This window comes from Vibrio sp. Vb0888, from assembly GCF_033338835.1.
Lineage (GTDB): Bacteria > Pseudomonadota > Gammaproteobacteria > Enterobacterales > Vibrionaceae > Vibrio > Vibrio alginolyticus.
The window spans coordinates 396,158-421,246 of record NZ_JAWOTL010000002.1; the positions used below are offsets into that span (position 1 = coordinate 396,158).

The window sequence follows — 25,089 nt, forward strand, 5'->3', positions numbered from 1 at the left end:
CGAAAAGTAACGTTGTTATAAGCACTGCTCGAGTTTGTTTGGATATAGACATCACGCATACAACTGAGGCCCTGTCATGCAGTTATCACTGAAAAATTTGTCAGTACGAACGCAAATTTTGGTTCCGGTATTATTTACCGCGATTGTTTTGTTTATTGCTCTTTGGATTACTAAAAACAATCTTCAAGCAGAGCAAGATGTTATTGCTTCCAACCAAGAATCTTTGGTTTTTCACAAAGACACATTGGCGAGTATTGACGACCAAATTTACCCTCTGCGCATAAGCGCGGTTTACGCTATTTACGATGCTTCTCGTCGTGAGAATTTTCTAACCGAATTGAAAGAAGGCTTAAAGCAAGTTGATGCCGATTTAAGCGCAATTGAAGCCCGAAACCTATTCCGTGACGATGCCGTTAAAGTTCGCCAAGCAATTGAATCCTATGTGCGATATTCAGAGCGCTCAGTTGCTTTCTTCAACCAATACGATCAAGGTTTGAAATCGGATAGCGAGTACCGTGCATTTGTCAAAGAGTATCGCAATGTTGGCCGAGAAATGGTCCAACAAATTAACACACTATCAAAGCATGTAAACGAGCAAGCTGAACAATCTACTATCAGAAGTCATCAGCAAAATGAACGTGTGCAAAATAACGCTATGTTGACGGTTTTAGCGGTATTTGCTTTCTCATTGATAGGCGCTTGGTTCCTATCTGGCATGATTGTTACACCAATCCAAAAGCTGCAAGAAGTGATGCGTCAGTTAGCAATGGGTAATCTATCAGTACGTGCAGATGTCGATGGGGACAATGAGATCTCTAAGCTGAGCAAAGATGTAAACCAAACCGCAGAGCAGTTATACAACACTGTGGACCAGTTAACCCGTATTAGTGAGGAAGTTGCATCTGCATCGACCGAATTAGCTGCGGTAATGACGCAAGCGGAAGCGAACGCTCAACAAGAGTTGGCGGAGATCGAGCAAGTTGCATCTGCGGTTAATGAGCTTGCAAGCACTGCGAATAATGTGAGTGATAACGCGACCTCTGCTGACGCAACTGCGCGTGAAGCTGATGGACTTGCTCAATCAGGTTTGGCCATCTTCCAAGAAAGTGCGGAAGCAAGTGCGCAAATGTCTCAAGCATTGAACGATGCAGCGCAAGTTGTTTTGCGTCTAAAAGAGCAATCTGTACAGATCAACGATGTTATTGAAGTGATTCGCGGCGTATCTGAGCAGACCAACTTGCTAGCATTGAATGCTGCGATTGAAGCGGCGCGAGCTGGAGAATCTGGTCGTGGTTTTGCGGTAGTAGCTGATGAAGTACGCATGCTAGCAGCTCGTACTCAAGACTCGACACAAGAGATCCAAACGATCATTGAAGAGCTTCAAGCGCAGTCTGGGCTGGCGAATGACAGTATGCAAGTCAGCCTTGATATGCTTAGCCGCAACAACGAGCTGACGCAACAAGCGAATGAAGCGTTGGTTGGAATTACCGAGTCGGTCGCCAACATCAACGATTCAAACACGCAAGTAGCAACCGCAGCCGAAGAGCAGTCTCAAGTTACTCAAGATATCAATCGCAACGTGGTTAACATGTCGGAGCTTGTAAACCAAAACGTAGCGGGCATCAGCCAAAGTGCAAGTGCGAGTACTGAGCTTTCATTACTTGCAGAGAAGCAGAAAGAGCAATTAAGTTTCTTTAAGCTTTAATTCATCATCTACTTATCAAATCTCTAAATCCCTGAGTGAATGCTCAGGGATTTTTTTGTTTGTAATAATCGGATTTATTATCAATAAGTCTATCTAAAACAGTCAGTTAACAAGATTTTTTGCGGGCAATATCACGTTTTGTGATATTGTTTTTACATTTTTTTCGTCAATTTTTTTTTGACGCGAACATTTTTTTTAACTCAACCGATAACTTGATGGTTGAGAGGTATTCATATCGTCATTTTAAGTGGTGTTTTCTTCTATAAGTGCTGTTTATTCAACACGTTGCGTGAAAAATAACAGCTGCTACTATGCCGCCAGTTTTCTCGTTGGTACAGAAAAGTCCTGTTTTTCTGGTGAGAAAACACATATAAAACAATGATATGGAAAATAACAATGAAATTAAAAACTTTAGCTGTAGCAGTGGCGCTAATGGCATCAGGATCTCAAGTTGTCGCTTCAGAACTATACAACCAAGATGGCACTTCTCTTGAGATGGGCGGCCGCGCTGAAGCGCGTCTTTCTATGATGGATGGTAAGGCAGAAGACCGTACTCGCATCCGTCTTAACTTCCTAGGCAAACAGGAAATCAATGAAAACCTATACGGCGTTGGTTTTTGGGAAGGTGAGTTCAAAACAAAAGAAGAAGGTGCCGTAGATAACAATAGTGATCTTGAAACTCGTTACGCTTATGCAGGTCTGGGTGGCAAATACGGTGAAGTAACTTACGGTAAAAACGACGGCGCACTAGTGGTTCTTACTGACTTTACTGACATTATGGCTTACCACGGTAACACAGCAGCACTTAAACTGCCTGTTTCTGACCGTACAGATAACATGCTGTCTTACAAAGGCCAATTCGAGCAACTAGCTGTACGCGCTAGCTACCGTTTTGCTGATCGCACAACAGATGCACAAGGCTTTACAGACAACGAGGAAGATGGCTTCTCTCTATCTGGTGTTTACGCGTTTGCTAACACTGGTTTTGAACTAGGTGCTGGTTACGCAGATCAAAACGACAGCGATGAGTTCATGCTGGTAGCTGCATACTCTGTAGGTGACTTCTACTTCGCTGGTAACTACACTGGCGCGGATATGGATGTTGCAGGTAAGACTTTTGATTACAAAGGCTACGAACTAGCCGCTGCTTACACTATGGGTCAAACTGTATTCACTTCTACGTTCAACAAAGGTGAACTAGAAGACGCAGATACTGTAGAAAACCTAGCTGTTGATGTAACTTACTACTTCAAGCCTAACTTCCGTGGCTACGCATCATACAACTTCGATCTAATGGATAACGAAGGCGCGGCTGAAAAAGATGAGCTAGCGCTAGGTCTACGTTACGACTTCTAAGTCATGACTCTTATCTAAGATACTGCCTTATTCTTAGTAAATAAAAACCCCTTACTGAAAAGTAAGGGGTTTCTTGTTTTCTAGCACTTCAAAGCTTCTTGATAAGCGATAGGGGTGATCAAATCTATCTTTTTAGTGTGAGCTTAGTACCATCAAATTTGAGGTGACTGAGGAGGTTTTTAGCGTTGTTTTTACCAACCTCATCAAACTCCATTCCGTAGCGAGCATAGTGCGTTGATTTTTGTAAATTACAAATACGACCTCGCAACGGCGCTAGCATACGACTTTCTCCGGGCATCGTTAGATCCAATGAAACGTGGTCACCAACCTGAAGTGGTCGGCTCATCGGTGATGTTACAAAACGACAGCCACTACGAGATAAATCTCTTATTTCGCATTCAGTTCGATAGGCTTCTAAACAAACACGCGCTCTCAAATTTACTTCGTAACGCACTTCTTTGCGAAGCTGAAAGACCTGCATAGTGTTGGGTAGGTCTAGCACCAAAATTGGGTACGGATCGCCTAGTCGATGCTGCAATTGGGCCCGAAATGGGATAACGGCCCCTTCACCTCGATGAGAGTAGGCTTTTACATTGATCCAAAAGCCTTCCTGAAAATAGAACTTCAAGTCTTCATCGGAGATGTTCGGAACCTCTATCAATGCAGTATTATTTGAGTGACAGCCAACAAATGTGCTGGTTGTAATAAACTTTGTACCAACGGGGGTGGTGACGTTTAAGCTCACTTCACTGCCGTGTTCGACCATTGCCATTGCATCGGTGCTATTTAATGTACTTGCCTGACGTTCTGGTGCCTTCTTGCTTTGCAGAGGTAGCTTGCCGTCTCTGGCAATTGGGCTCATATTTCTCATTATAATTGTCGTACCTGATGTAAGAAGGTAATCGCGTGAGGCGAAGCAGCACTCTCGCATGGTATCGATTTTATTCAGTGATATAGTTTGATTCAATCAATCTGTAACAAAAATTAGAGAGCAAGATATGCATAAAGTAACTCATGAGACCACGAATAGTACATTCTGGGTTGATTTAGAGCAGGGTTATAAAGCCAAGGTGATTTATCAGCTTAAGGGTAATGTCATGCACATTACATCAACGGTTGTTCCTGAAGCACTGCGAGGTAAGGGGTACGGAAAAGTGATGATGGAAGCGGTGTTGCCAGAAATTGAGTCACTCGGTTATCAAATCAAACCAGTTTGCCCATATGTTATTCACTACATGGAGAAGAACCAAACGTGGTCACATCTGCTCACATGATGAGTAACAACCACCAACGCTACCAAAATATTGGCCAGGAACTCAATCTCGGTAATTACCGCTCTGTAGAAGTCATACAATCGCTATGGGGAGGCTATGGGGAGTTAGTCCGAGTTACTTATTCTACTGGTTCAGTGATCATTAAGCATGTAAAACTCCCTAAGCCTTCAGAGCATCCTAGAGGCTGGAATACGGACCGTTCTCATCAAAGAAAGTTGCACTCTTATCAGGTGGAAGTGAATTGGTATGAGTATTTTTCCGGAGGGGTGGATACTCGCTGCCGAGTACCACAAGGTCTAAAAACGTTCCAATCGGAGAATGAATGGCTCATTGTGATGGAAGATCTCGCCGAGGTGGGCTTTCCAAAAGTCATCACAGATGCACAGCTAGAGCATCTACAAGCCTGCCTCACTTGGTTGGCGAACTTTCATGCGCGATACATCGATGTTCGTTCGGATAAGTTGTGGCATACCGGAACATACTGGCACTTAGCAACCAGACCCGACGAGCTTGAAGCATTGCAAGACACTGAGCTACAAAATGCGGCTCAATTGATTGATCAAACGCTTTCGCAAGCTAAGTTTAAAACACTAGTACACGGTGATGCCAAATTGGCGAACTTCTGTTTTGATGAAGAAGAATCAAGCGTTGTTGCGGTTGACTTTCAATACGTTGGATGTGGGTGTGCAATGAAAGATGTGGCACTGTTTATGAGTAGCGCCGTTAAGCCAGAACGTTGTGCAGAGATGGAAGTTTGGGTTTTGGATACGTATTTTGCTCAGTTGCAACACGCGCTAATTGTCTATCAACCGAATCTTGACCCTAATGAAGTCGAGCGTGAGTGGCGTCCTTTGTTTGCTGTGGCTTGGGCAGACTTTCAGCGATTTGTGAAAGGTTGGAGTCCCGACCACTGGAAGATCAATCCCTACACAGAAGCATTGACTCGCAGAGCGTTGGCTTACTTACGAAAGTGAGTCGAAGTTTAAAAAGAAAAGCCTCCAATTAGTAGGAGGCTTTGTTTTATCTTTGGCCTGGTCTGATGCGCGCCATGTAATAGGTATTGATGAATTCACCATCACGGAAGGAACCGTCAATCGCTTCACCCTCAATTTGAAATCCATGCTTTTTATAAAGCCCAATGGCGGCGTCGTTATCGGCATTGACCTCTATCTGAATTCTTCTCACATTTAACCAGTTATCTGCTAGTTCAGTGACTGTTTCTATCAATTTGCTACCAATACCGAGTCCGTGGAAACTATCATGTACTCCGATGCCAAACGATGCCGTGTGCATCGTTCTTGGACGTAGAGAGTGGTGAAAGCCAATATTTCCGACGACTTTACCATCAATTTCAGCGACATAGCTATAAACACCATCAGGTATGTTTGACAATCTTTCCACCCACATCGCGAGCGAAGGCTTTGGGAGTTGCAGGGTTTCACGTTGTGCTTTTGGTTGTGAATAGATTTCTACGAGTGCCGCTGCGTCTTCGACGGTCGTTGGACGTACGATAATTTCCATGCCTCTCTCCTTCGCTTTTTAGTTTTAATTTTTAATCTAACCACAGTTTTCTTATTTGGATAGTGTTTTTTTATGTTTAATGGATAAATGCCTTTTAAATTAGCTTGTTATGATGTCATTTTTTGAATTTTTAGTAGTGATTTATCATCGAATTGAGCGAGTAGATTGCAAAGGTGTTGAATTATTGTACTGAGAATGGCGCGTACTGCAGAGTATCGTGGTGAATTTCATGTCGCAGTAAATAAACGCATTTAGTCAAACTGTGACGACGGCACTGTGCGTCAGTTGACTTGAATCAATAGAGGATGGGGTTACCTCCTATGAGGTATAGGGAAACGACACGTTTAGGGCTATTTATGCTTAACTTGATAAGGGAGTTTTGTTGAGGAAATAGCATGAAATCCTCTCAGTCTAAAATATCGCAAAGTCGGCGCCGATTTTTGCGTGATACAGCTCGAACTGCGGCTGGTGTTGGCGCAGCTGCGTGTGTATTGGGCTTACAATCGCTACAAAGCCAAGCTCGAGAAACCAAAGGTGTGCCTATTCGTCCGCCTGGTGCACTGCCGGAAGGCGATTTCGAATCAGCTTGTATTCGATGTGGCTTGTGTGTTCAGGCATGTCCTTACGATACCTTGAAACTTGCGACATTACTTTCACCCGTCGCGACTGGCTCACCTTACTTTACTGCACGCGATATTCCCTGCGAAATGTGCGAAGACATTCCTTGTGTTGTCGCTTGTCCGAGTGGGGCGCTGGATCCGAAACTAACCGATATTGATGATGCTCGAATGGGTACAGCGGTTCTTATTGACCATGAAACTTGCCTTAACTGGCAAGGGTTACGATGCGACGTTTGTTATCGCGTTTGTCCGCTGATTGATGAAGCCATCACATTAGAGATGGTTCACAACGACCGAACCGGTTATCACGCCAAACTTATCCCAACAGTGAATTCCGAAGTGTGTACCGGATGCGGTAAGTGTGAACAAGCGTGCGTGTTGGATGTCGCTGCTATTAAAGTCGTCCCGACGGATTTGGCGAAAGGCAAAGTGGGCAGCCACTACAATTTTGGTTGGAAAGAGATCGACAAACCACTCGAAAATATCCTCCCTAGTGAGACGCCTGTACCGGAAGGTGCGCTTGAATCGCTAAAAGGAGGTAAGTAATGGCAAAGAATTTAGCTCAAAATGCTGGCAAAGAAGCGCTTGAAAAGCTTGGTTGGTGGCGCGCGCATCGGTTTTTGATTTTACGTCGGCTATGTCAGTTCACCATCATTGCGCTGTTTATGGCTGGGCCGACGCTGGGAATTCTAACTGGTAATCTGTCATCAAGTATGTTGCTCGATACCGTGCCGTTAAGTGACCCGTTAATTGTGCTTCAAGCTTTGGCGACAGGGCATGTTCCGGAGTTTAATGCGTTGTTAGGCGTAGTGATTGTCGTTGCGTTTTACGCGATTTTGGCGCCGCGCGCATTTTGTGCTTGGGTGTGCCCGTTGAACATCGTGACAGACTTGGCGGCGTGGTTGCGTCGAAAGTTCAACATTAAAGCGAGCTATCGTTGGTCTCCCATGATTCGTTATTGGCTGATCCCTGTTTTGATGTTGGGCAGTGCGCTATCTGGCGCGATTCTTTGGACATGGTTAGATCCAGTTGCGGCACTGCATCGCGGGTTGGTGTTTGGTATGGGCGCAGGTTGGGTGCTAATCGCCCTAGTGTTTGTGTTGGATTTACTCTTGGTTGAGCATGGGTGGTGTGGGCACTTATGTCCACTGGGGGCTACCTATGGCGTGATAGGCCGAAAAAGCCTGTTGCGCGTTACTGCTGTTCGGCGCGAAGATTGCACCAAATGCATGGATTGCTTTTACATTTGCCCAGAACCAGAAGTGCTTCGGCAGCCTTTGAAAGAGGGAGATCGTCGAGTTATGGATCAAAACTGCATTAGCTGTGGTCGTTGTTTGGATGTATGTCCAGAACATGTGTTTGAATTTAAAAATCGCCTATCAGTAAAAGTCATTGATTAAGCCACTGAGCACATTTACTCATGATTTATTTCTCTTGATACTTGAACATCGCGCTTCGCCAAGGAGTTAAGTGCGATGTTTGTCTTCATAACAATATCCCTCAGCCATATCTGCTTGCTCTGGGCTGAAAATAATAATGATATTGCGAATTTGTTACATTTAAAGCTATGATGATGCCTTCATATTTAAAGGAAACATCATGACTACCTCATCGCACGGCTGGAGAACGCCGCAAAATTTCCTCCTGCTAATTTCCATTATCGTGCCCATTGCTTTTTCTACCTGGATGGCGTTGTTGAACAACTTTGTTATCGAGAAAGCAAACTTTGATGGTGCCGACATAGGCTTATTGCAAAGTGTGCGTGAAATTCCGGGTTTTTTGGCCTTTACCGCCGTGTTTGTATTGCTGTTTATCCGAGAGCAACGCTTTATGCTCGTCTCTTTGGCGATGCTTACGCTTGGTACGGCATTAACAGGTTATTTTCCCACTTTGTACGGTCTACTTTTTACAACCTTGTTAATGTCCACCGGCTTCCATTACTTTGAAACACTCAAGCAGTCTTTGTCTTTACAATGGCTATCTAAAGAAGAAGCGCCAGAAATGCTGGGTAAGTTTATTTCTGTTGGAGCTTTGGCTTCTCTGTTTACCTACGGCGCCATTTGGGTTTCGCTCGAACAGCTCAAACTTGATTTTAAAACGGTCTATTTAATGGCTGGTGGTTTAGGTTTTGTGCTCATTTTGGTGATGGCATTTGCCTTCCCACAATTTAAGACAAAAGTACCTCAGAACAAGAAGCTCATCCTGCGTAAACGTTACTGGTTATACTATGCGCTTACGTTTATGAGTGGAGCACGCCGTCAAATTTTTACGGTGTTCGCTGGTTTCTTGATGGTAGAAAAGTTTGGTTACTCCGCCGCAGATATTACGTTGTTGTTCCTGATTAACTATGTCTTTAACTTCTTGTTTGCGAAGCGAATAGGCCGTTTTATCGGCGTTGTTGGTGAGCGCAAAGCGTTGATGTTTGAATACGTCGGTTTGATCTTCGTGTTCGTCGGGTACGGTTTGGTGCAAACGGCAGAGTGGGCGGCAGCATTGTATGTTGTCGATCATTTATTTTTCGCGTTAGCGCTTGCGATTAAAACCTACTTCCAGAAAATTGCCGATCCTGCCGATATGGCGTCGACCGCAGGCGTTGCGTTTACGATTAACCATATTGCTGCAGTTGTAATACCTGTTACGTTTGGTGTCATCTGGCTGGTTTCACCTGCTAGCGTATTTTACATCGGCGCTGGTATGGCAGCAGTGAGCTTGCTGTTGTCACTCAATATTCCAGCGAAGCCGGAAGAAGGCAACGAAACTCGCTTGTTGAAGTGGAGTTAAGTTGGTACTCACTATCTAATCATTAAAGCGAATACCTGTAATTAGACTCACTAAAAAGGGTGCTTATGCGCCCTTTTCTTTTTATTGCAAATAGATAATCCCCCTAATGGTTGTCAATGCATGCTACGTCCGTTAGGGTTTAGAACTAAGTATTTCGAAATAACTTGGGCATAACTGACGCGAAACAATAAGAGGGGAGCTATACAGTGCAGATACATGGCAGAGAGTTGGATTTAGATCTAGGAAGCCGTCACATCGTTATTCAGCGCCGCTATGAGGCGTTAGGTGCTGCAAACGACCTACTCATTGCTATTTGGTTTTTAATTGGTAGCTTTTTCTTTTTGAATGATTCGTTGATTGAAAGTGGTACTTGGCTTTTCATTGTAGGCAGTGCGCAGTTGATCATTAAGCCCCTGATAAAACTGATGAGTTTAGTTCATGTTGGTCGTTTGAATAAGCAACTTTCTGGCACATCAGTGAGCCGCTGAAATCACCGCTTCTTTTGAATACTTGCAAGCAAGAAGCCAGCAGGCGAGTTATCGAAGGGAAAGACGGAAGATAACGTGGTCACAACACTAACCACGTTATGTTCAGTTTGAAGCTTCAGAATTTAAAACGGATACCAGAACAGTTGTGTGTCCATCACACGCTTGCTGATCGCAGCAATCACTATCGCCGCAATCCAGGCCATGCAGATCATATCGGCTTTGGTCAGTGGTTTTAAGCTGTACCAAGTGCGAGAGGAGTGGCGGCCAAAACCACGTAGCGTCATCGCGTTTGAGATTTGATCGGCTCTGTCTAAACTAGAGAAAATCAGAGGTCCAAGAATCTTCGCGACGTTCTTCATACGAGTGAACAACGGAGCCTTCTTGCTCAGTTCTACTCCGCGTGCTTGTTGCGCGTGCATGATGTTAACAAAGTCCTTTTTCACTTCCGGCAAGTAGCGCAGCGTTAAGCTTACGGCATAGGCGATTTTGTAAGGCACACCTAAACGGTTCAAGCTGGCTGAAAACTCTGTCGGATGAGTGGTAAATACAAACACCAACGCGATTGGGAACATGCTGAAGTACTTCAACGTCACTGTTACTAGGTAAAACAATGTCTCTTGAGTGAGCGAGTAATTACCGGGTAACGAGAGTAAAACCGTTGATGAACCCATGAACTCAGTACCTTGTTGCGGTGCTAACGCGAACATAAACAGGGCATTGATCAGTAATACCGTGCCTGTACCGAATAACAGCGGTTTGTAGACATGAAAGGGCACTTTGGTCATTTTCAATAAGCCCAAACCCAGCACGATCAACAGCGCGATGATTCGCAAGTCAAATGTGGTCAATACCACCGTTACCCAAGCAATGAAAAGCAAGAACTTAGTAATGCCATTCAACTTATGAAGTGGCGATTGGGTATCGATGTAGTTGATACCAAACTTCATCTTATTGTCTTTCATGCCACCGCTTTCTCTAGTTGGTTTACGTCGTCGCTTTTTTGTTGGCGGTGCGCTTTTTCTACATTGATAAAGTGCTGCATAAAGCCATTGGTGTCCTCGATACCAACTTTCGTAGCCAACTCAAACAAACTTGTGGTAGTGAGGTTTGCTTGGTCTAGTAGCTCTGGACTGCTGAATACCTGCGTCATTGGTGCATCCGCGACTAATTTACTGTCTGCAATCACGATAGAGCGCGAGGTGTATTCCAACACTAAATGCATGTCATGAGAGATGATCATTACGGTTACGCCCAACTCGCGATTGAGCTTTTCGATGAAACTCAGCATAGACGTGTAGTTTCGATAGTCCTGACCTGCCGTCGGTTCATCAAGGATCAGAAGCTCTGGTTCCAAGACCAAAATTGACGCAATGGTTACGCGCTTTTTCTGGCCGTAGCTCAATGCTTCGATTGGCCAGTGACGGTATTTGCTCAAACCGCACAGCTCAAGGACTTCAAGTACTTTAGCTTCGATTTGTTTCTCTTCAACGCCACGATTACGGAGGCCGAAGGCCACTTCGTCGAAAATCATGTGATGGGAAATCATGTGATTCGGGTTTTGCATCACCACACCCACTTTCTGGCTGCGCTCGAAGATGGTCAGTTCGTTAAGATCTTGACCATTCATGCTCATTGAGCCGCTATCCGCTTCAATAACGCCCATAATCAGTTTGGTGATGGTCGATTTACCCGAGCCATTTTTGCCAAGTACAGAGACAAACTCGCCACGCTTGATGTCAAAACTCACGTCTTCTAACGCGTTTTTCTCACCGTCGTAAGAATAGGTGAGGCCACGGACTTCAAGCAAAGTCTCGGCTGGCGTTTTGGGCGGTTGTGCTTTTGAACCATCAAACCATGCTTGTACTGCCGGTTTATATTGCTCCAACGGTAAGGTAGTTAAGCTAGAAGGTTTTGCATCGCCCTCAATCGCGCAGCCTGCTTCTTTCAGTGCTGAAATATAAAGCGGTTCGCGGATGCCGTAATCTTCTAGCAGAGGCGACGCTAAAATTTCATCTGGCGTTGTATCGGCAATGATTTTGCCGCTTTCCATCAAGATAATACGGTCAACTGAGCAATGCAGAACGTCTTCAAGACGATGCTCAATGATTACGATGGTTTTGCCCGTTTCGCGGTGTAGATCATCGATGATCTCGATGGTTTTTTTACCCGTTTTAGGGTCAAGCGCAGCTAGTGGTTCATCAAACAAAAGGATATCGACATCATCGACGAGAATGCCCGCCAAAGAAACACGCTGTTTCTGCCCGCCAGATAAATCGTGGGGTGAGCGTTCTAGCATCTGTTCCAAGTCGACCATTTTGGCCGTGGCTTTGACCAATGGGTACATGTCGATATTTGAAGTTAGCTGGTTTTCCAGCGCAAATGCGATGTCTTCGCCAATGCTCAAGCCGACAAATTGGCTGTCCGTATCTTGCAGTACGGTGCCAACTTGCTCAGTGTATTGGTGCATGTCGAAAGGGGCGGTGTCTTGACCATTGATGGTCAATGTTCCACTGGTTTCCCCTTTGATTGCGTGTGGGATCAGTCCGTTAAGACATTGCCCAAGGGTAGATTTACCACTACCACTTGGACCGATAATGACGATTTTCTCTCCTTTCTCTATCCTTAGATTGATATTTTTTAGCGTCGGTTTGTCCAGCGACTCATATCTAAAAGAGAAGTTAGAAAATTCGATTGTCATTCGACATTAAGCCTCTGTTAAGTTACGGCTTTGCTTGTTACGTTTAGCGACAGACTTAAGAATGAAGAAGCCAACAATAGCAATAAGAATGGTGTTACCGATCGCGATAATAGAAAGCTGGGTAAACACTTTAGTGAACGGTTCTGCGTATAAAATCGTGTCGAGGAATGCAGAGCAACCGTAACCAAATACGTTGCCTAATAGCGCAAGTACTACGAATAACGCGAAGTCTTTCATATTGAAATCACCTTTCTCCAAACGGTAGCGCGTTAGAGAAGGGAATAGACCGATAATCAAACCAACAATACCTGAACCAAGTACCCAAGTGAGCCATACGCCCCAACCTGCAAATAGGTCAGTAACCCAGTGACCAATAAAACCAACCAAGAAGCCAACAAGTGGTCCAAATAGTACTGAGAACAATGCTAATACTGCCATTGCTGGTTTTAGCGTTGTGTTTGCAAACACAGGGATGCCAAACATAGGTAAGCCACCGATACCGTAAAGAGCAGCACCGATTGCAATAACCACAACAGTTTTAGCGGAAAGATTCATAGATAACCTCAGTTCAATAGTCGATTTTAAAGAACGTTCATTTATATTGTTGGAAAGCGTTAGTTATTTGATTGTGTAACATATATTCAAAACAACCAAGCTGCTTATTGTTTGCTCTATTTTTCTTCAGGAAATGTGTGATTTGATTCACGCATCCCTTTGACTGGCTTTGGTTTTAGCAAGCATTAAAAATAAGGCGCGCATTATACAGAATATTAATAAAAGTGGGAATGCTATCTATCTGGATGGCTAGAATGAATCAGGGGCTGATCGTCAGCCCCTGATTACACGGTTTGATGTTATTTTTACCAATAAATGAATGCGCTATATGTTCATTAATGGTCGAGGTATAAATAGTTCTGCCAGCTCTTCATACGAATAAGCACTTTGCGCATCACTGATACGTGAGTAAAGCTGTCTGAATAAACTGCAACTTCAACCGCAGTACCCATTGGTAGGTGGTATCCACTCAAGTCGTCGGTAATTTTCAGCTTCGCAAAAACACGTCCGCTCGTGCGCAAGGCATCAGTCCCAAGCAGAGCGCCTCGCGCTTGAATTTGGCTTTCACCAATGGCTGGAATCACGTCAATGACTTCGCCACGGAACACTTTGCCCGGAATTGCGCGGAACATAAATTCTGCTTCAAAGCCTGGCTTCAAGCGTTGTAATGAGTTCTGTCTGAATGCCGCGGTGTACGTAATGTCTTCGGTATGTACGAAGGTCATTGCCGGGGCAAGTGGCAACGGCACAGCCATAACACCAGGACGCAAAGCCAATTGCGTAACGTAACCATCGGTTGGCGCACGAACGACGGTTTGCTCTAGGTTAAACTCTGCTTTACGCAGCTCGGCAAGAAGTTGCGCGACTTGGGTATTTTCGCCTCCGATTTCAGAGTCCAGAGCGATTTGCGCTTGTTCTTGTTGCAAAATCGCAACGTCTAACATGGCTTCTGCCGCTTTATACGCTTGGCGTCGAGTATCCAAATCTTGTTCAGTAAACGCGCCACGATCAAAGCCCCTTTGATATCGGCTAAATTCCCTTTGTGCTTTATCTCTGTCCGCTTGTGCTTTCAATACAGCAGCTTCTGCCTCTCTTAGATCAGACTCTAAGCCCAACGCACCTTGGCTTGCTTCTTTAACTTTCGCTTCCAGGCGAGCAACTTCTGCTTCAAAAGGGACAGGATCGATTTTGAAAAGAATATCGCCCGTTTTGAGCGGTTGGTTGGCCTGGACTGGCACTTCCACCACGCGGCCACGCACGCCAGAGACGATAGGCGTAGTCGGGAACACTTGGTTACCCAATTGAGTAAATGGGTGGTTGTAGTTCATAAGCAGCACGAGTGTGCCCACTAACACTACGCCGCCAAGTACGGCGGTTGGAACGGTCCATTTGTTTAGAGGAATATTGAAAATTTTAAAAATGGCAATACAAAGAGCTGCGTAAGTCAGAATCAGCAATAAGTCCATTATTCGTCCTCTTTACTTTGTTCAGGCAAAGGCTTTTGCTGAATCTTTTGTTGTTTCAACATCGATACTTCGTTTTTGAGTTCGTTGACTTCATCGATGAGTTCTTCAAGGCGGTGATGAATGTCGTGTGTTTCTTGTTCTAGTTGTTTAAAACCCCAGCCGCGTTCCTTGCGCCATAATGTTGCCCAGATCCATAAAAATGGCCACAGCGCATGCAAAGTGAAAAGGCTGACCCAGCCAGCGTAGTGAATTGCGTCTTGGTGCGGGTGCTCTCTCTCTTTGGCGATTTCATATGGAATATCATGGATGACAATGATTCCGTAAAAGATCACTAAAGCAACGAAGATGAGTAACCCAAGTGCAAAATAGTCTAGAAACATCTTACCTACCTGTGCGTATTGCGAAATGGAAAATCTACGTAAATTAACAATTTAAGTATTTGTCTTAACTACAGATGAATCAAGCGGTTTTTATGTAGGAATTATGTTTATGCGATGTAAGTATCCACTGATGTTTATTGGCAGTTAAGGTGTTGCTGAGTACTTATTTAAACAAGCAGTGAAGTGATATAGGAAGGATAAGTAAAAAGTATACTAAAGCCCCAGGTGTCAACCGGGGCATGGTTTAAAGTTCGGTACAGACTTGGTTTCTGCCATTGGCTTTGGCGCGATAAAGAGCTTTGTCTGCACGATAAAAAGTTCGCTGAGTATTCTCGCCTTCTCGATGCAAGGTAATCCCTATGGATACGGTCAGCCCCCGCTCACCAAGAATATCGTCCCAACCATATTGATAAATCCGTTCACGATAATTCTCGGCATGCATTTCTGCGCGTTCCAGTTGGGTATTCTCAAGGATCACGAGGAACTCTTCACCACCAAATCGTACGCACGATGCGCCTTTAAATCTGAAGTAGGACGCCAGTTCCTGTGACACACTTTTGATCGCTTTGTCGCCCACCAAGTGGCTTAGTTCGTCATTGATGGATTTGAAGTGATCGATATCGATGACCATCAATGCAAATGCAGTATCGTGCAGAAGTAGATCTTTTAGTTTAACTTCTAACCAGCGTCTGTTGTGTAAAGACGTAAGTGGATCGGTAAAGACGTCCTGCTGTAGCTGAGCAACAGTATTTTTATGCTGCTTGGTGGTTTCTTTTAGTTCTTTGTTTTCTAGCTCTGACAAAATGAGTTTGAGTTGTAACTCAAAGCGTGAAAGTCGGCGTAGTTGAGCAGACCCTAACTCACCGATCGGAATATGTTTTACAAGATCAGATTCGATTCTATGCGCTTTTTTTTCACAATTTAATGCTTCTTGATACAACCCTTGAGAGGCGTAAACTTGACTCATCGCGTTATAAAAATGCTGAGTAACGATAGGAGATAGCTGCTTTTGAATCCTTTTACTGATGGAGTCCAACGTTAAATTAGCTAAAGAGGTGTGCCCTACACCGTTTAGACAATACGCAGTCTCAATTTTGACCATCGTAGATAACCAGTATGTCGTGGCACTACCCGTTGTATACTGAACATTCGAAATAGCCAGCAACGCACTGGGGTAGTCTTCTTGCAGACGATGTAATTTGGCTCGGTAGAGGTGAATTTGTGCGGCGAGGTTTTTATCACTGACGAGAATGCTCAGTTCTTCACATTCACTCAATAGCTCTTTGGCGTCTGCGGTACGGTTCAAGCTGATATAACAGGCAAGCATGTACAGCTTGTAACGAAGGCGTAGGGATCGACTGCCAATAGCGTGATCGATAGCATCTATTTTTTGATAATAACGTAATGCACGTTGGTGATCCCCATAGGCATCGCACAAATTACCCATTCCAATAATGGCCAATACGTACTCATCAATATAGCCGTACTCGACGGCGATATTGGTTGAAGCAACATACTCGGTTAATGCCGCATTGTAGTCACCTACTTCAACTAAACGCTCACTCAAGCTTGCTTTCACAGAAAGAATATCTTCTACATCCTCTGGTAAAACAAGCAACTCAAGCGCTTGTTTCAATTCACTAATGCTGTCGTTGAGCTGTTTGATCTCTCTTCGATACTCGGCGCTAATGATATAGCAATGCGCTTTCTCTCGGTTTGTTGACGCAATATGTAACCCTATGTGTTCCCATAGCGTAATCGCTTCTTCACCTGAAACGGAAGAAGGATCGATACCTGCGTCAGTCACCTTGCTAAGCAGTTGTTCCATTCTTCATTACCTCAATATAACTTTCTTCGAGCTGTTCTAACGTGAATGGGAAGGTCAGGATATCTTGCAAATACAGTATCGGTTTAGGGCCTTTGATTCCGCGTCGCTTCCATGGATAGATGTCTAACATCGCTTGGACAGTGCGGTAGACCTCTTCTGCTGCTTGACCTTTTTCTGCAATTAACATTGCTAGCCTGTTACTGGAAATTCTCGAGATGAGGTCGCTGGAGGTTGTCAATGCATGAACGAGCTCGGTACAAACATCGAGAACTTCGGGGTTTGAATGCTGAATCATAATGATGGCGTGGTTAGAGCGTTTGAGCTCCGTTTTAAACAAAACTAACTGTTCCCACCAGTAGGTCTCAGAAACGACATTAGAGAACTGTTTTTCAGGGTCGTATTCGTGTTGAGAGCGAATATGATTGATCAGCTTACGTGCTCGCTGCTCTAGTTGGCGTTTAGAGCCTCTTGCTTTATCCATGCTGATTCGGTGAGTTTGTTCTTTGAGCATTTTGAGTGCGTGCTTACGGTATTTCTTGAACGCGTTAAACGCAGACTCAAAGTCTCCTTGTTCTTCAGCGACTCGTGATTGTTGGAAGCAAATTTGGCTGAGTAGCTCACCGTGGTCGAAACTGAGTGCAGACTCTTCTGCTGCAAGTAGCAACTTGGCAGCGCTGTCTGTATTTTGGCGCAAAAGCTCAAGTCTTGCTCGGCTAATAAAAGAGTGTGCTTTCATCCAAACGAGATCATGCTCAATGGCGAGCTGGTGGGCTTTTTGGGTGGCTTCTTCGGCCGCATCAAGGCGTTCTAGTCCAAGCAGTGCTAACCCTTTAAAGTCCCAGATCTCGGCTTGCCACGTACTGTCATCATGATCTTTTAATACTTCGGTTGCTCCATCCAGTACCGTAAGCATCTCGACAAACTTATTTAGTAAGTAATAGTCCCAAGCTAATAGGATGCGCGCTTTGCCTTCTAACCAAGCAATACGAACATTGTTTGCCACTTTAACGGCTAACTCATGAGTTGAAGCGGCAAGTTGGTGTTCATTAGTGATGCGCCATACATTACCAAGCCCAATTAGAGATTCGATTTGAATTTCAACATCATCAACAAGAGCAGATTGTTCGAGCGCATTAATCCAATATTGTTGCGCGGAATAATACTTTGCTTGGCCCCAATATTGGAGTGCAAAAAGATGGAGAATTTCCGGGAGATGATCGTCGGTTTCAAGCTGTGTTTGTTTGCTGTAAGCGTCTTTGACGAGTTTTAAGCCTTGTCGGTAATCCATTAGGCACCAACAGCATTGCGCCATGATGAGTAAGGCTTTGATCTCTCCGTCCACAAATAAAATTTGTTCCGCGCGGATACGATATTGCTGCGCAATATTAAAGGTATGTTTAGGGGCCGATTTTATTTGGCCTTTAAGCTTAGTGAGATCATCTTCTAGCTGAATTTGGTTTTTATCCAACGTTCACATCCATGACTATCGAACTGGAAATCACACCTAATATTAAGTGGTTAGATGCATGTTTCTTTACCAAAGCGATGCGGATAACGTTTTGGTAAACGATCAGGGGCCGTAATGTATACCGTTACAACCCCTAATTACTACATCTAAATTACCAATAGAATAGCTACGATAGGAGCTGTTTGATTGTCAAAGGTGCATCAGAGACTTCTAACCTTTGTGCAGCGGTAAGACCTTGTTTATCCTGATAGCACAAATTATGCCAAGCTCTGAATATATCTAAAAGAGGTAAAATACCAGCAGGTCGTAATTTGCGACGTGGCTCGTTAATGAAGCTTTCGAAAAGAATCTGAAAGCGGTTTTGATAAAACTTCACATGACGAGTTGTCGCAACGTTAAACCATTTTTCAGGCTCATTTTGATCGCCAGCGAGGTAGCAAATGCCTTTGTGGTTTTCGTTTTGACTAGAGATTGCCCAACGATCGCGCCACCAACTCATATAGGCGATATCGACTTTGCCAAAGGGAGTGCTCATGTCCCAACTAGCGTCCTCTTCTACGTACATCAAGTCGACACTTTTCTCTTTAATACGAGGTAAACAAACGCTCAGTGCAGCTGAACGTAGTAGGGGATCTTGAGGCATGTATAGAGATACACGTTTGTTTGGGCAGCACATATCAAGTACGTGCAAATAGTGTGCATACGAGGTGTATGGCGGACGGACTAATGCCCCTTTTGAAGGGTAATGAAATACAGATAGATTACCAAGAGGGTCTTCTACGTTACCGCGAGCCAAAATTGTTTGGTATTTTTGGTCAATTCGCTCTCTGAGGTGATAAGAAGGTTCCGCAAGCGGCTCACTTGCTTCCGCTACATACTCCTGGGAAACAAAACGAGACACCTCATCGTAAGGATTATGATCGAGCGTTGCGATTGGCTCTTCATCAGCGGAATAATTGACGTGCTGGCAAAGAATATAGCCAGAATGCGCTTCGCCAGAAACAATCCAATACACACCGTTATTGCTGTTCGGTTGCAATGCAATATAGTTTGAGGCCAATTCATAATGCGTTGCGTGGTTTACCCAGCGCGCATCAATGGTTGCAAGCTTGCGGCGGCAGCGGCTAGCTATATGGTCAACATGATCGTAAAAGGTTTTTGGGTTAATACTAAGCTTGCGGCAGATTTCTCGTACTGAATATCCCGTAAACAACAAGCCCATCAAGTTCTCTTGAAATTGAAGCTTCTTGTTGGCACCAGACCACTTGTCAACAAAGGTACTTTGACACACTTTACAGCGGTAACGTTGGCGATCGCCACTGTAACCGAAAGCGTGATAGAGGTGTTTGTGAGTGTGGACAGAAAGTCCAAAGTTGTCGCAATCATCATTACGGCAAGCAGGCAACCCGTCACTGTGGACGTGCCGCAGGCGATGAAGTTCGTTCACGACATCGCGATTATTAAGTAAGGGGGGGAAAGCTCCACATTCACGGCATACCATCGCCGGACGCTTAGGGTTCGCATGTTGCAGAACGTAACGCTTTGCATCACTCAATCCAAAGTTGTCACACGCCAATGTTTTACAAAAGTTGAGTTGTAACCCATCTGCGTCTTTTGGCAGTTCGCCGTTAGACACAATCGCCCCCTCGGGATAATTCGGGCAGCCAGCATAACTCTGGCTGCAAATTATTACTTACTATTTGTTCTTAGATGTTGATTGCAGTTTCTAGTGCAACTTTCATCATGTCGTTGAACGACTTCTGACGCTCTTCTGAGCTTAGTTTTTCACCACGGATGATGTGGTCAGAAACTGTCAGGATAGTCAGTGCTTTCGCGCCTAGGTCAGCTGCTACGCCGTAGATACCAGCCGCTTCCATGTCTACACCTAGGATGCCTAGTTTTTCCATCTTCTCGAAGATGTCTGCTTCTGGTGTGTAGAACAGGTCTGCAGAGAATACGTTACCTACTTTTACAGGCACTTCCTGAGCGCGCGCTTGGTTAACGGCTTCTTCTAGAAGACCGTAATCAGCGATTGCTGCGAAATCGTGGTTGTTGAAACGGATACGGTTAACTTTAGAGTCTGTAGAAGCACCCATACCGATAACAACGTCCATTAGTTTCACGTCGTCACGTACTGCACCACAGCTACCTACACGGATAACGTTTTTCACGCCGTATTCAGCGATTAGCTCGTGTACGTAGATACAGCAAGACGGGATACCCATGCCGTGGCCCATTACAGAAACTTTTTTGCCTTTATAAGTGCCAGTAAAGCCGAACATGTTGCGAACGTCACAAACTTGTTTCACATCTTCTAGGAACGTTTCAGCGATGTATTTAGCGCGCAACGGGTCGCCTGGCATTAGAACTGTTTCAGCGAAATCACCTGGTTGTGCGTTAATGTGTGGGGTTGCCATAAGTGCTCTCCAAAGTTTTGTTTTGATAAAACGCCTCTATTATAGAACGCTATTACCAATTCTGTTGAACTTGTTCGTTTTCGTTGAGGCAATAATATCGGGACGTACAGTGGCCCCTTGAGAGCTTAGTCACAAAAACCACGCATTTAGAAACTGCAATTACTATTGATAACCAAATCTGTTGAAATCAAAAGAGCAATCGATTTGCTTTTGAGCAGTTTGTCGATTGCGCGCACAAATTCTTTGTTTTTGGGCCAAACTTTTTTCTGACAGCTGGTTGATCGAAATACTTTCGAGTGAAGTAAAACGATTAAATTGTACAACTTATTTTCTTGTACAATCTGGAAAGGCTTGCTATAAGTTATACAACAAAACTTTTTGTATAGGGATGCGTCATCATGGAATCTTCAATCAAAGTAGGTATCAGTTCGTGTGTTTTGGGTGAACGAGTGCGTTTTGACTCTGGTCATAAGGTGAGCAACTTTGTGACTAAAGAGCTCAGCCCGTATTTTGACTTTGTTTCGGTATGCCCTGAAGTCGGCGTAGGTATGCCAGTACCCCGTCCAACAATTCGTCTTGTTTCTAATGAAGAGCGTGTTGCATTGGTTGAAACCAAAAATCCAGAAAATGATCATACCGACAATATGCTCACTTACTCGGCCAATAAAGTAGATGAACTTCAAAGCGAGCAGCTTTGTGGTTACATCGTTTGTGCCAAGTCACCAACTTGTGGCATGGAGCGAGTCAAGGTTTACAGCAAGAACAGTGCTGCGAAAGAAGGTGTTGGCTTGTATACACAAACATTGATGCAAAAAATGCCTTGGTTGCCTGTTGAAGAGGATGGCAGACTTAACGACCCTGTATTGAAAGAAAATTTTATTACTCGAGTATTTTGTCTAAATGACTTTTACGACTCGATGGATGGTGAGCCTACTCGTGGCAAAATCATCGACTTTCATTCGCGCTACAAACTGACGTTAATGGCACACCACCCAGAGTCATACCGATCCCTTGGCCGCTTAGTTGCCGATGTCGCTAATTATGAAATTGAAGACTTTTACCAAGAGTATCGTTTAGGACTGATGAAGGCGTTAACGAATCGGGCTAGCCGCAAAAATAACACAAATGTGTTGATGCATTTACAAGGGTACTTCAAACGCTCACTAACTAAAGAAGAAAAAGAAGAGTTAGCGACAGTGATTCACGACTACCGTATTGGAATGCTGCCTCTGCTAGCACCACTTACGTTGATTAAGCATTACTTAAATACTTACCCAGACGAGTATTTAGCAAAACAGAAGTTTTTAGAACCGTATCCGCAGGAGATGAGATTACGCTATGGTTTGTAGTTCAGAAGAAAAACTATACGCGATCCGAGATGTCGCAGAAATCACGGGTGTAAAACCAGTTACGCTGAGAGCTTGGCAACGAAGATACAACTTGATCCAGCCTCAGCGAACTGAAAAAGGACACAGACTCTATCGCCAGCAAGATCTCGATACGATTCGCGAAGTCCAGAGTTGGCTCGCGAAGGGGATTTCGATTGGTAAAGTTAAGGGGTTGCTAGGAAAAAGCGCCGATGTCGAAGTCAAAAACGAGGTTCGCACACTCGAAGAAGTTGAAAACATGCTGCTTGCGCTGTCTACCCTGAATCGAGGAAAAGCAGAGAGTTTACTTGCCTCTGTTCTTAAAGAGTACCCACTAAAACTCGTTATTGATCAGTTTATTAGCCCAGTATTTGATGCGCTAGATATGGTAAAAGGATCGTTGCGATCCTTGCAGGTGGGGTTATTTCAGACTTGTTTAATCACTCGACTTGCCCTTGTTATCGATTCTGAAAACAAAGCCGCTTCCAAAGGAAAGTGTCTGCTCATTAGCTTTGAACAAAACAGAGAATCTGAGAGTTGGATTCAAGCAGCGAAGCTTTGTGAACAAGGGTATCACACGACTTTGATCGATAAGGTTGATGATGTTTCTGGTCTACTAGATCACGAGGTCATTGAAAATGGTTCGTTTATCTACCTTTTCTCCAATAAAGCACTAGCTGCTAAACAAGTAGCGTCCATCAAAATGCTTCACGCACAGCTAGGTGATCGGATGGGGTGCTCTGAAGTGATAGAGAAATTACACCTAACTTAGTAGACAAAAGATAGGAGCTACCATGATTTTAGTATGGTTTCGACGTGACTTACGTACGTTAGACCACACGGCACTCAAAGCGGCATTGGATTCAGGTCATCCTGTCGTCGCTTGCTTTATCGCGACGCCAGAGCAGTGGCGGGAGCATCACATGGCGCCGATGCAGGCAGACCTCATTGCTCGTCGCTTAGCTTGTCTTAACGAGGAGCTTGAAAGCCTTAATATTCCCTTTTTGTACAAAGAGGTGCCGTCGTTTTCCGATTGTACAGATGTGATTAGTGGGTGGGCGGAAACACTTGAAGCCACGTCTGTCATGGCAAACATTCACTATGAGGTGAACGAACGAGAGCTCGATACACAAGTAAGTGAAGCGTTAGCTTCTCACGATATCGAATTTGAACTGTTTCATGACAAATGTGTGCACGCGCCAACGACGGTTCTTAATAAGCAAGGCGAATATTTTAAGGTGTTTACGCCATTCAAGCGTGCTTGGTTAACGCAGTTCCATATGCCGACGGTAGTAAAACCTCACGAGCAAGCGCCACTCAATAAAAAGGTACTCGAACAATTAGAGTCGGCTCGATTTAATTCAAGCTTCACATTTAGCTATCCTCGAGAATCCAGTGAAGACTGGCTGGCTTCGACTAATGATATTTTGAAGCAGCTTAGGGAATTTGCACGGGAGCGCAGTGACGCGTATCAAAGCGAGCGAGACTTTCCAGCTATTGATGGCACTAGCCAACTGTCTCCATACCTTGCGATTGGCGCGCTATCACCAAGGCAGTGTATTGCTCGTTTGTATGCTGAAAATCAACAAAATGACCTTACAGAAGGGAAAGCAACTTGGTTAAGTGAGATCATTTGGCGTGAGTTTTATCAGCACCTATTGGTTTTCGAACCAAAACTCGTCAAAGGCAAAGGATTTATCGATTGGGAGGATAAAATCCAGTGGTCCTATGATGAGAAAGCCTTTGAGCGATGGAAGACAGGAACAACAGGATACCCAATCGTTGATGCAGCAATGCGTCAGCTCAATCAAACAGGCTGGATGCACAACCGATTACGTATGATTGTCGCGAGCTTTCTTACCAAGGACTTACATATTGATTGGCGATGGGGAGAAGCGTACTTCATGAGTAAGCTGGTGGACGGCGATTTTGCAGCGAACAATGGTGGCTGGCAATGGTCTGCTTCTACGGGTTGTGACGGGCAGCCATACTTTCGTATTTTCAACCCGATAAGCCAAGGCGAAAAGTTCGATGCTAATGGTGAATTTGTGCGCCACTGGGTACCAGAAATCAAAAGTGTACCGAACAAATACATCCATAAACCTTGGACTTGGGAGGGCTTTTCTTTACTGGAATATCACAAGCCGATGGTTGATCACAAGACAGAAAGAGAGATAACCTTACAGCTCTTTAAAAGTGCCAAGGAATAGAGTGAAATGCTTAGCAAAAAGCGATCAATGAGTTTCGCAAAACGTACCCTGCTATCTGTGTCGTTATCTTTAGTGAGTGGTCTATCATTCGCTAAGATGTACGAATTACCAGAGGATGGAAGCCGTTTAATTGGTCGCCTTGAAAACCACGTAGTGCAAGAAGGCGAAACCATGGCAAATATCGCTAAGCTCTACGATGTGGGTATGCTAGGTTTAATGGCCGCAAACAAAGGCGTGGATCCCTTCTTACCAGAAGAGGGGCATGTTCTTACTATTCCGACACAGCTAATCCTCCCAGACGTACCTTATAAAGGTATCGTTATTAATCTAGCCGAGCTGCGCTTATATTACTTTCCGAAAGGAGAGAATATTGTCCATGTATTTCCTGTCGGAATTGGCCGAATAGGGCGCGATACCCCAGTAATGACAACGCGTATCAGCCAAAAACGACCGAACCCTACATGGACTCCTCCAGCCTCTATTCGTGCCGAGTACAAAGCAAAGGGCATTGACCTACCAGCCGTTGTTCCTGCGGGGCCTGATAATCCACTTGGTATGTTTGCATTGCGTTTAGCTTACGGGAATGGCGAATACCTAATTCATGGTACCAACAAGGACTTTGGGATTGGTATGCGAGTCAGCGCGGGTTGTATTCGTATGGACCCAAGTGACATTGAGTGGTTATTTGACAAGGTTCGTAACGGCGAAGACGTTAACATCATTAACCAGCCTATCAAAATGACACTTGAGCCTGACAGAAGTGTGTTCTTAGAAGCACATGAGCCTTTGACTCGTAGTAATGGCGAGAAAGATGAACTGAAAGTGCCGAAAGAGTTAAAGTGGTGGTTGGATGAATTCGGTATGAAAAACGTGAAGGCTAAAGCAGCAATCGCTGCACAGAATGGGGTTCCTATCGAAATAACCGCGCCTTAACGGGCGTTAAGACGCGGTATTA

Annotated in this window: 23 protein-coding genes; 12 read left to right on the forward strand and 11 right to left on the reverse strand. The window is 44.5% G+C overall.

Annotated elements, in window-relative coordinates:
* Positions 1 to 76: 76 nt before the first annotated feature.
* Complete coding sequence (locus tag R7P72_RS05895; RefSeq protein WP_005375120.1) at positions 77 to 1,705, forward strand: methyl-accepting chemotaxis protein; 1,629 nt, start codon at positions 77 to 79, stop codon at positions 1,703 to 1,705.
* A gap of 396 nt (positions 1,706 to 2,101) precedes the next feature.
* The gene (locus tag R7P72_RS05900; protein WP_064354918.1) at positions 2,102 to 3,061 is read left to right on the forward strand and encodes a porin; all 960 of its coding nucleotides are present in this window, start codon (positions 2,102 to 2,104) and stop codon (positions 3,059 to 3,061) included.
* A gap of 124 nt (positions 3,062 to 3,185) precedes the next feature.
* Here the strand turns inward: R7P72_RS05900 and R7P72_RS05905 are convergent, their stop codons facing one another.
* Positions 3,186 to 3,932 (reverse strand): flagellar brake protein, encoded by a 747-nt coding sequence (locus tag R7P72_RS05905; RefSeq protein ID WP_042521645.1) that lies wholly within the window; start codon positions 3,930 to 3,932, stop codon positions 3,186 to 3,188.
* Between the two features lie 127 nt (positions 3,933 to 4,059).
* Here R7P72_RS05905 and R7P72_RS05910 point away from each other — a divergent pair, with 127 nt between their 5' ends.
* Both R7P72_RS05910 and R7P72_RS05915 read left to right on the forward strand, forming a co-directional pair.
* Entirely contained in the window at positions 4,060 to 4,335 is a 276-nt protein-coding gene (locus R7P72_RS05910; RefSeq protein WP_005375124.1) for a GNAT family N-acetyltransferase, read from the forward strand.
* Positions 4,332 to 5,309 carry a phosphotransferase gene (locus R7P72_RS05915; RefSeq protein WP_132936476.1) on the forward strand — a complete coding sequence of 326 codons (978 nt, stop codon included), beginning with the start codon at positions 4,332 to 4,334 and terminating at the stop codon, positions 5,307 to 5,309. Before R7P72_RS05910 ends, R7P72_RS05915 begins: the two co-directional genes overlap by 4 nt.
* A 46-nt stretch (positions 5,310 to 5,355) precedes the next feature.
* Here the strand turns inward: R7P72_RS05915 and R7P72_RS05920 are convergent, their stop codons facing one another.
* The gene (locus R7P72_RS05920) at positions 5,356 to 5,856 is read right to left on the reverse strand and encodes a GNAT family N-acetyltransferase (protein ID WP_017820512.1); all 501 of its coding nucleotides are present in this window, start codon (positions 5,854 to 5,856) and stop codon (positions 5,356 to 5,358) included.
* A gap of 395 nt (positions 5,857 to 6,251) precedes the next feature.
* On the opposite strand from R7P72_RS05920, the gene napG reads away from it, so the two are divergent.
* The 4 genes from napG (at position 6,252) to R7P72_RS05940 (ending at position 9,745) form a co-directional block, all read left to right on the forward strand.
* Positions 6,252 to 7,022 carry a ferredoxin-type protein NapG gene (gene napG, locus R7P72_RS05925; protein WP_005383947.1) on the forward strand — a complete coding sequence of 257 codons (771 nt, stop codon included), beginning with the start codon at positions 6,252 to 6,254 and terminating at the stop codon, positions 7,020 to 7,022.
* The gene (napH, locus tag R7P72_RS05930) at positions 7,022 to 7,876 is read left to right on the forward strand and encodes a quinol dehydrogenase ferredoxin subunit NapH (protein WP_053350046.1); all 855 of its coding nucleotides are present in this window, start codon (positions 7,022 to 7,024) and stop codon (positions 7,874 to 7,876) included. The genes napG and napH overlap by 1 nt, the downstream gene beginning before the upstream one ends.
* 199 nt (positions 7,877 to 8,075) lie before the next feature.
* Positions 8,076 to 9,257 (forward strand): MFS transporter, encoded by a 1,182-nt coding sequence (locus R7P72_RS05935; RefSeq protein WP_005375129.1) that lies wholly within the window; start codon positions 8,076 to 8,078, stop codon positions 9,255 to 9,257.
* 206 nt (positions 9,258 to 9,463) lie between these two features.
* Positions 9,464 to 9,745: a YrhK family protein gene (locus tag R7P72_RS05940; protein WP_005375130.1), complete on the forward strand. Its 282-nt coding sequence runs from the start codon at positions 9,464 to 9,466 to the stop codon at positions 9,743 to 9,745.
* Between the two features lie 122 nt (positions 9,746 to 9,867).
* On the opposite strand, the gene R7P72_RS05945 is transcribed toward R7P72_RS05940, so the two are convergent.
* The 9 genes from R7P72_RS05945 to deoD all read right to left on the reverse strand — a co-directional run bounded on the left by R7P72_RS05945 (position 9,868) and on the right by deoD (position 20,557).
* Positions 9,868 to 10,707: an energy-coupling factor transporter transmembrane component T family protein gene (locus R7P72_RS05945; protein WP_005375131.1), complete on the reverse strand. Its 840-nt coding sequence runs from the start codon at positions 10,705 to 10,707 to the stop codon at positions 9,868 to 9,870.
* Positions 10,704 to 12,443, reverse strand: coding sequence for an ABC transporter ATP-binding protein (locus R7P72_RS05950; protein ID WP_005375132.1), 1,740 nt, complete (start codon positions 12,441 to 12,443; stop codon positions 10,704 to 10,706). The genes R7P72_RS05945 and R7P72_RS05950 overlap by 4 nt, the downstream gene beginning before the upstream one ends.
* 6 nt (positions 12,444 to 12,449) lie before the next feature.
* Entirely contained in the window at positions 12,450 to 12,998 is a 549-nt protein-coding gene (locus R7P72_RS05955; protein ID WP_005375133.1) for an ECF-type riboflavin transporter substrate-binding protein, read from the reverse strand.
* Positions 12,999 to 13,333: 335 nt separating this feature from the next.
* On the reverse strand, positions 13,334 to 14,464 hold the full coding sequence (locus R7P72_RS05960) for an HlyD family secretion protein (RefSeq protein WP_005375134.1): 1,131 nt from the start codon (positions 14,462 to 14,464) through the stop codon (positions 13,334 to 13,336).
* Positions 14,464 to 14,844, reverse strand: coding sequence for a DUF3302 domain-containing protein (locus R7P72_RS05965; RefSeq protein WP_005375135.1), 381 nt, complete (start codon positions 14,842 to 14,844; stop codon positions 14,464 to 14,466). The genes R7P72_RS05960 and R7P72_RS05965 overlap by 1 nt, the downstream gene beginning before the upstream one ends.
* Before the next feature lie 244 nt (positions 14,845 to 15,088).
* Positions 15,089 to 16,672, reverse strand: a complete 1,584-nt coding sequence (locus tag R7P72_RS05970) for a GGDEF domain-containing protein (protein ID WP_005375136.1) — start codon at positions 16,670 to 16,672, stop codon at positions 15,089 to 15,091.
* The gene (locus R7P72_RS05975) at positions 16,656 to 18,140 is read right to left on the reverse strand and encodes a hypothetical protein (RefSeq protein WP_005375137.1); all 1,485 of its coding nucleotides are present in this window, start codon (positions 18,138 to 18,140) and stop codon (positions 16,656 to 16,658) included. Before R7P72_RS05975 ends, R7P72_RS05970 begins: the two co-directional genes overlap by 17 nt.
* A gap of 166 nt (positions 18,141 to 18,306) precedes the next feature.
* The gene (locus R7P72_RS05980; protein WP_005375138.1) at positions 18,307 to 19,776 is read right to left on the reverse strand and encodes a hypothetical protein; all 1,470 of its coding nucleotides are present in this window, start codon (positions 19,774 to 19,776) and stop codon (positions 18,307 to 18,309) included.
* A 70-nt stretch (positions 19,777 to 19,846) separates the two neighbouring features.
* Entirely contained in the window at positions 19,847 to 20,557 is a 711-nt protein-coding gene (gene deoD, locus R7P72_RS05985) for a purine-nucleoside phosphorylase (protein WP_005375140.1), read from the reverse strand.
* A gap of 398 nt (positions 20,558 to 20,955) precedes the next feature.
* Here deoD and R7P72_RS05990 point away from each other — a divergent pair, with 398 nt between their 5' ends.
* Genes R7P72_RS05990 through R7P72_RS06005 form a run of 4 tightly spaced genes read left to right on the forward strand, consistent with a single transcriptional unit; the run spans position 20,956 to position 25,067 of the window.
* On the forward strand, positions 20,956 to 21,906 hold the full coding sequence (locus R7P72_RS05990; RefSeq protein WP_005375141.1) for a YbgA family protein: 951 nt from the start codon (positions 20,956 to 20,958) through the stop codon (positions 21,904 to 21,906).
* On the forward strand, positions 21,896 to 22,696 hold the full coding sequence (locus R7P72_RS05995) for a MerR family transcriptional regulator (RefSeq protein ID WP_005375142.1): 801 nt from the start codon (positions 21,896 to 21,898) through the stop codon (positions 22,694 to 22,696). Before R7P72_RS05990 ends, R7P72_RS05995 begins: the two co-directional genes overlap by 11 nt.
* 22 nt (positions 22,697 to 22,718) lie before the next feature.
* A complete protein-coding gene (gene phrB / locus R7P72_RS06000; protein ID WP_005375143.1) occupies positions 22,719 to 24,134 on the forward strand; it encodes a deoxyribodipyrimidine photo-lyase in 1,416 nt (471 codons plus the stop codon).
* Between the two features lie 6 nt (positions 24,135 to 24,140).
* Entirely contained in the window at positions 24,141 to 25,067 is a 927-nt protein-coding gene (locus R7P72_RS06005; RefSeq protein WP_005375144.1) for a L,D-transpeptidase family protein, read from the forward strand.
* Positions 25,068 to 25,089 lie beyond the last annotated feature (22 nt).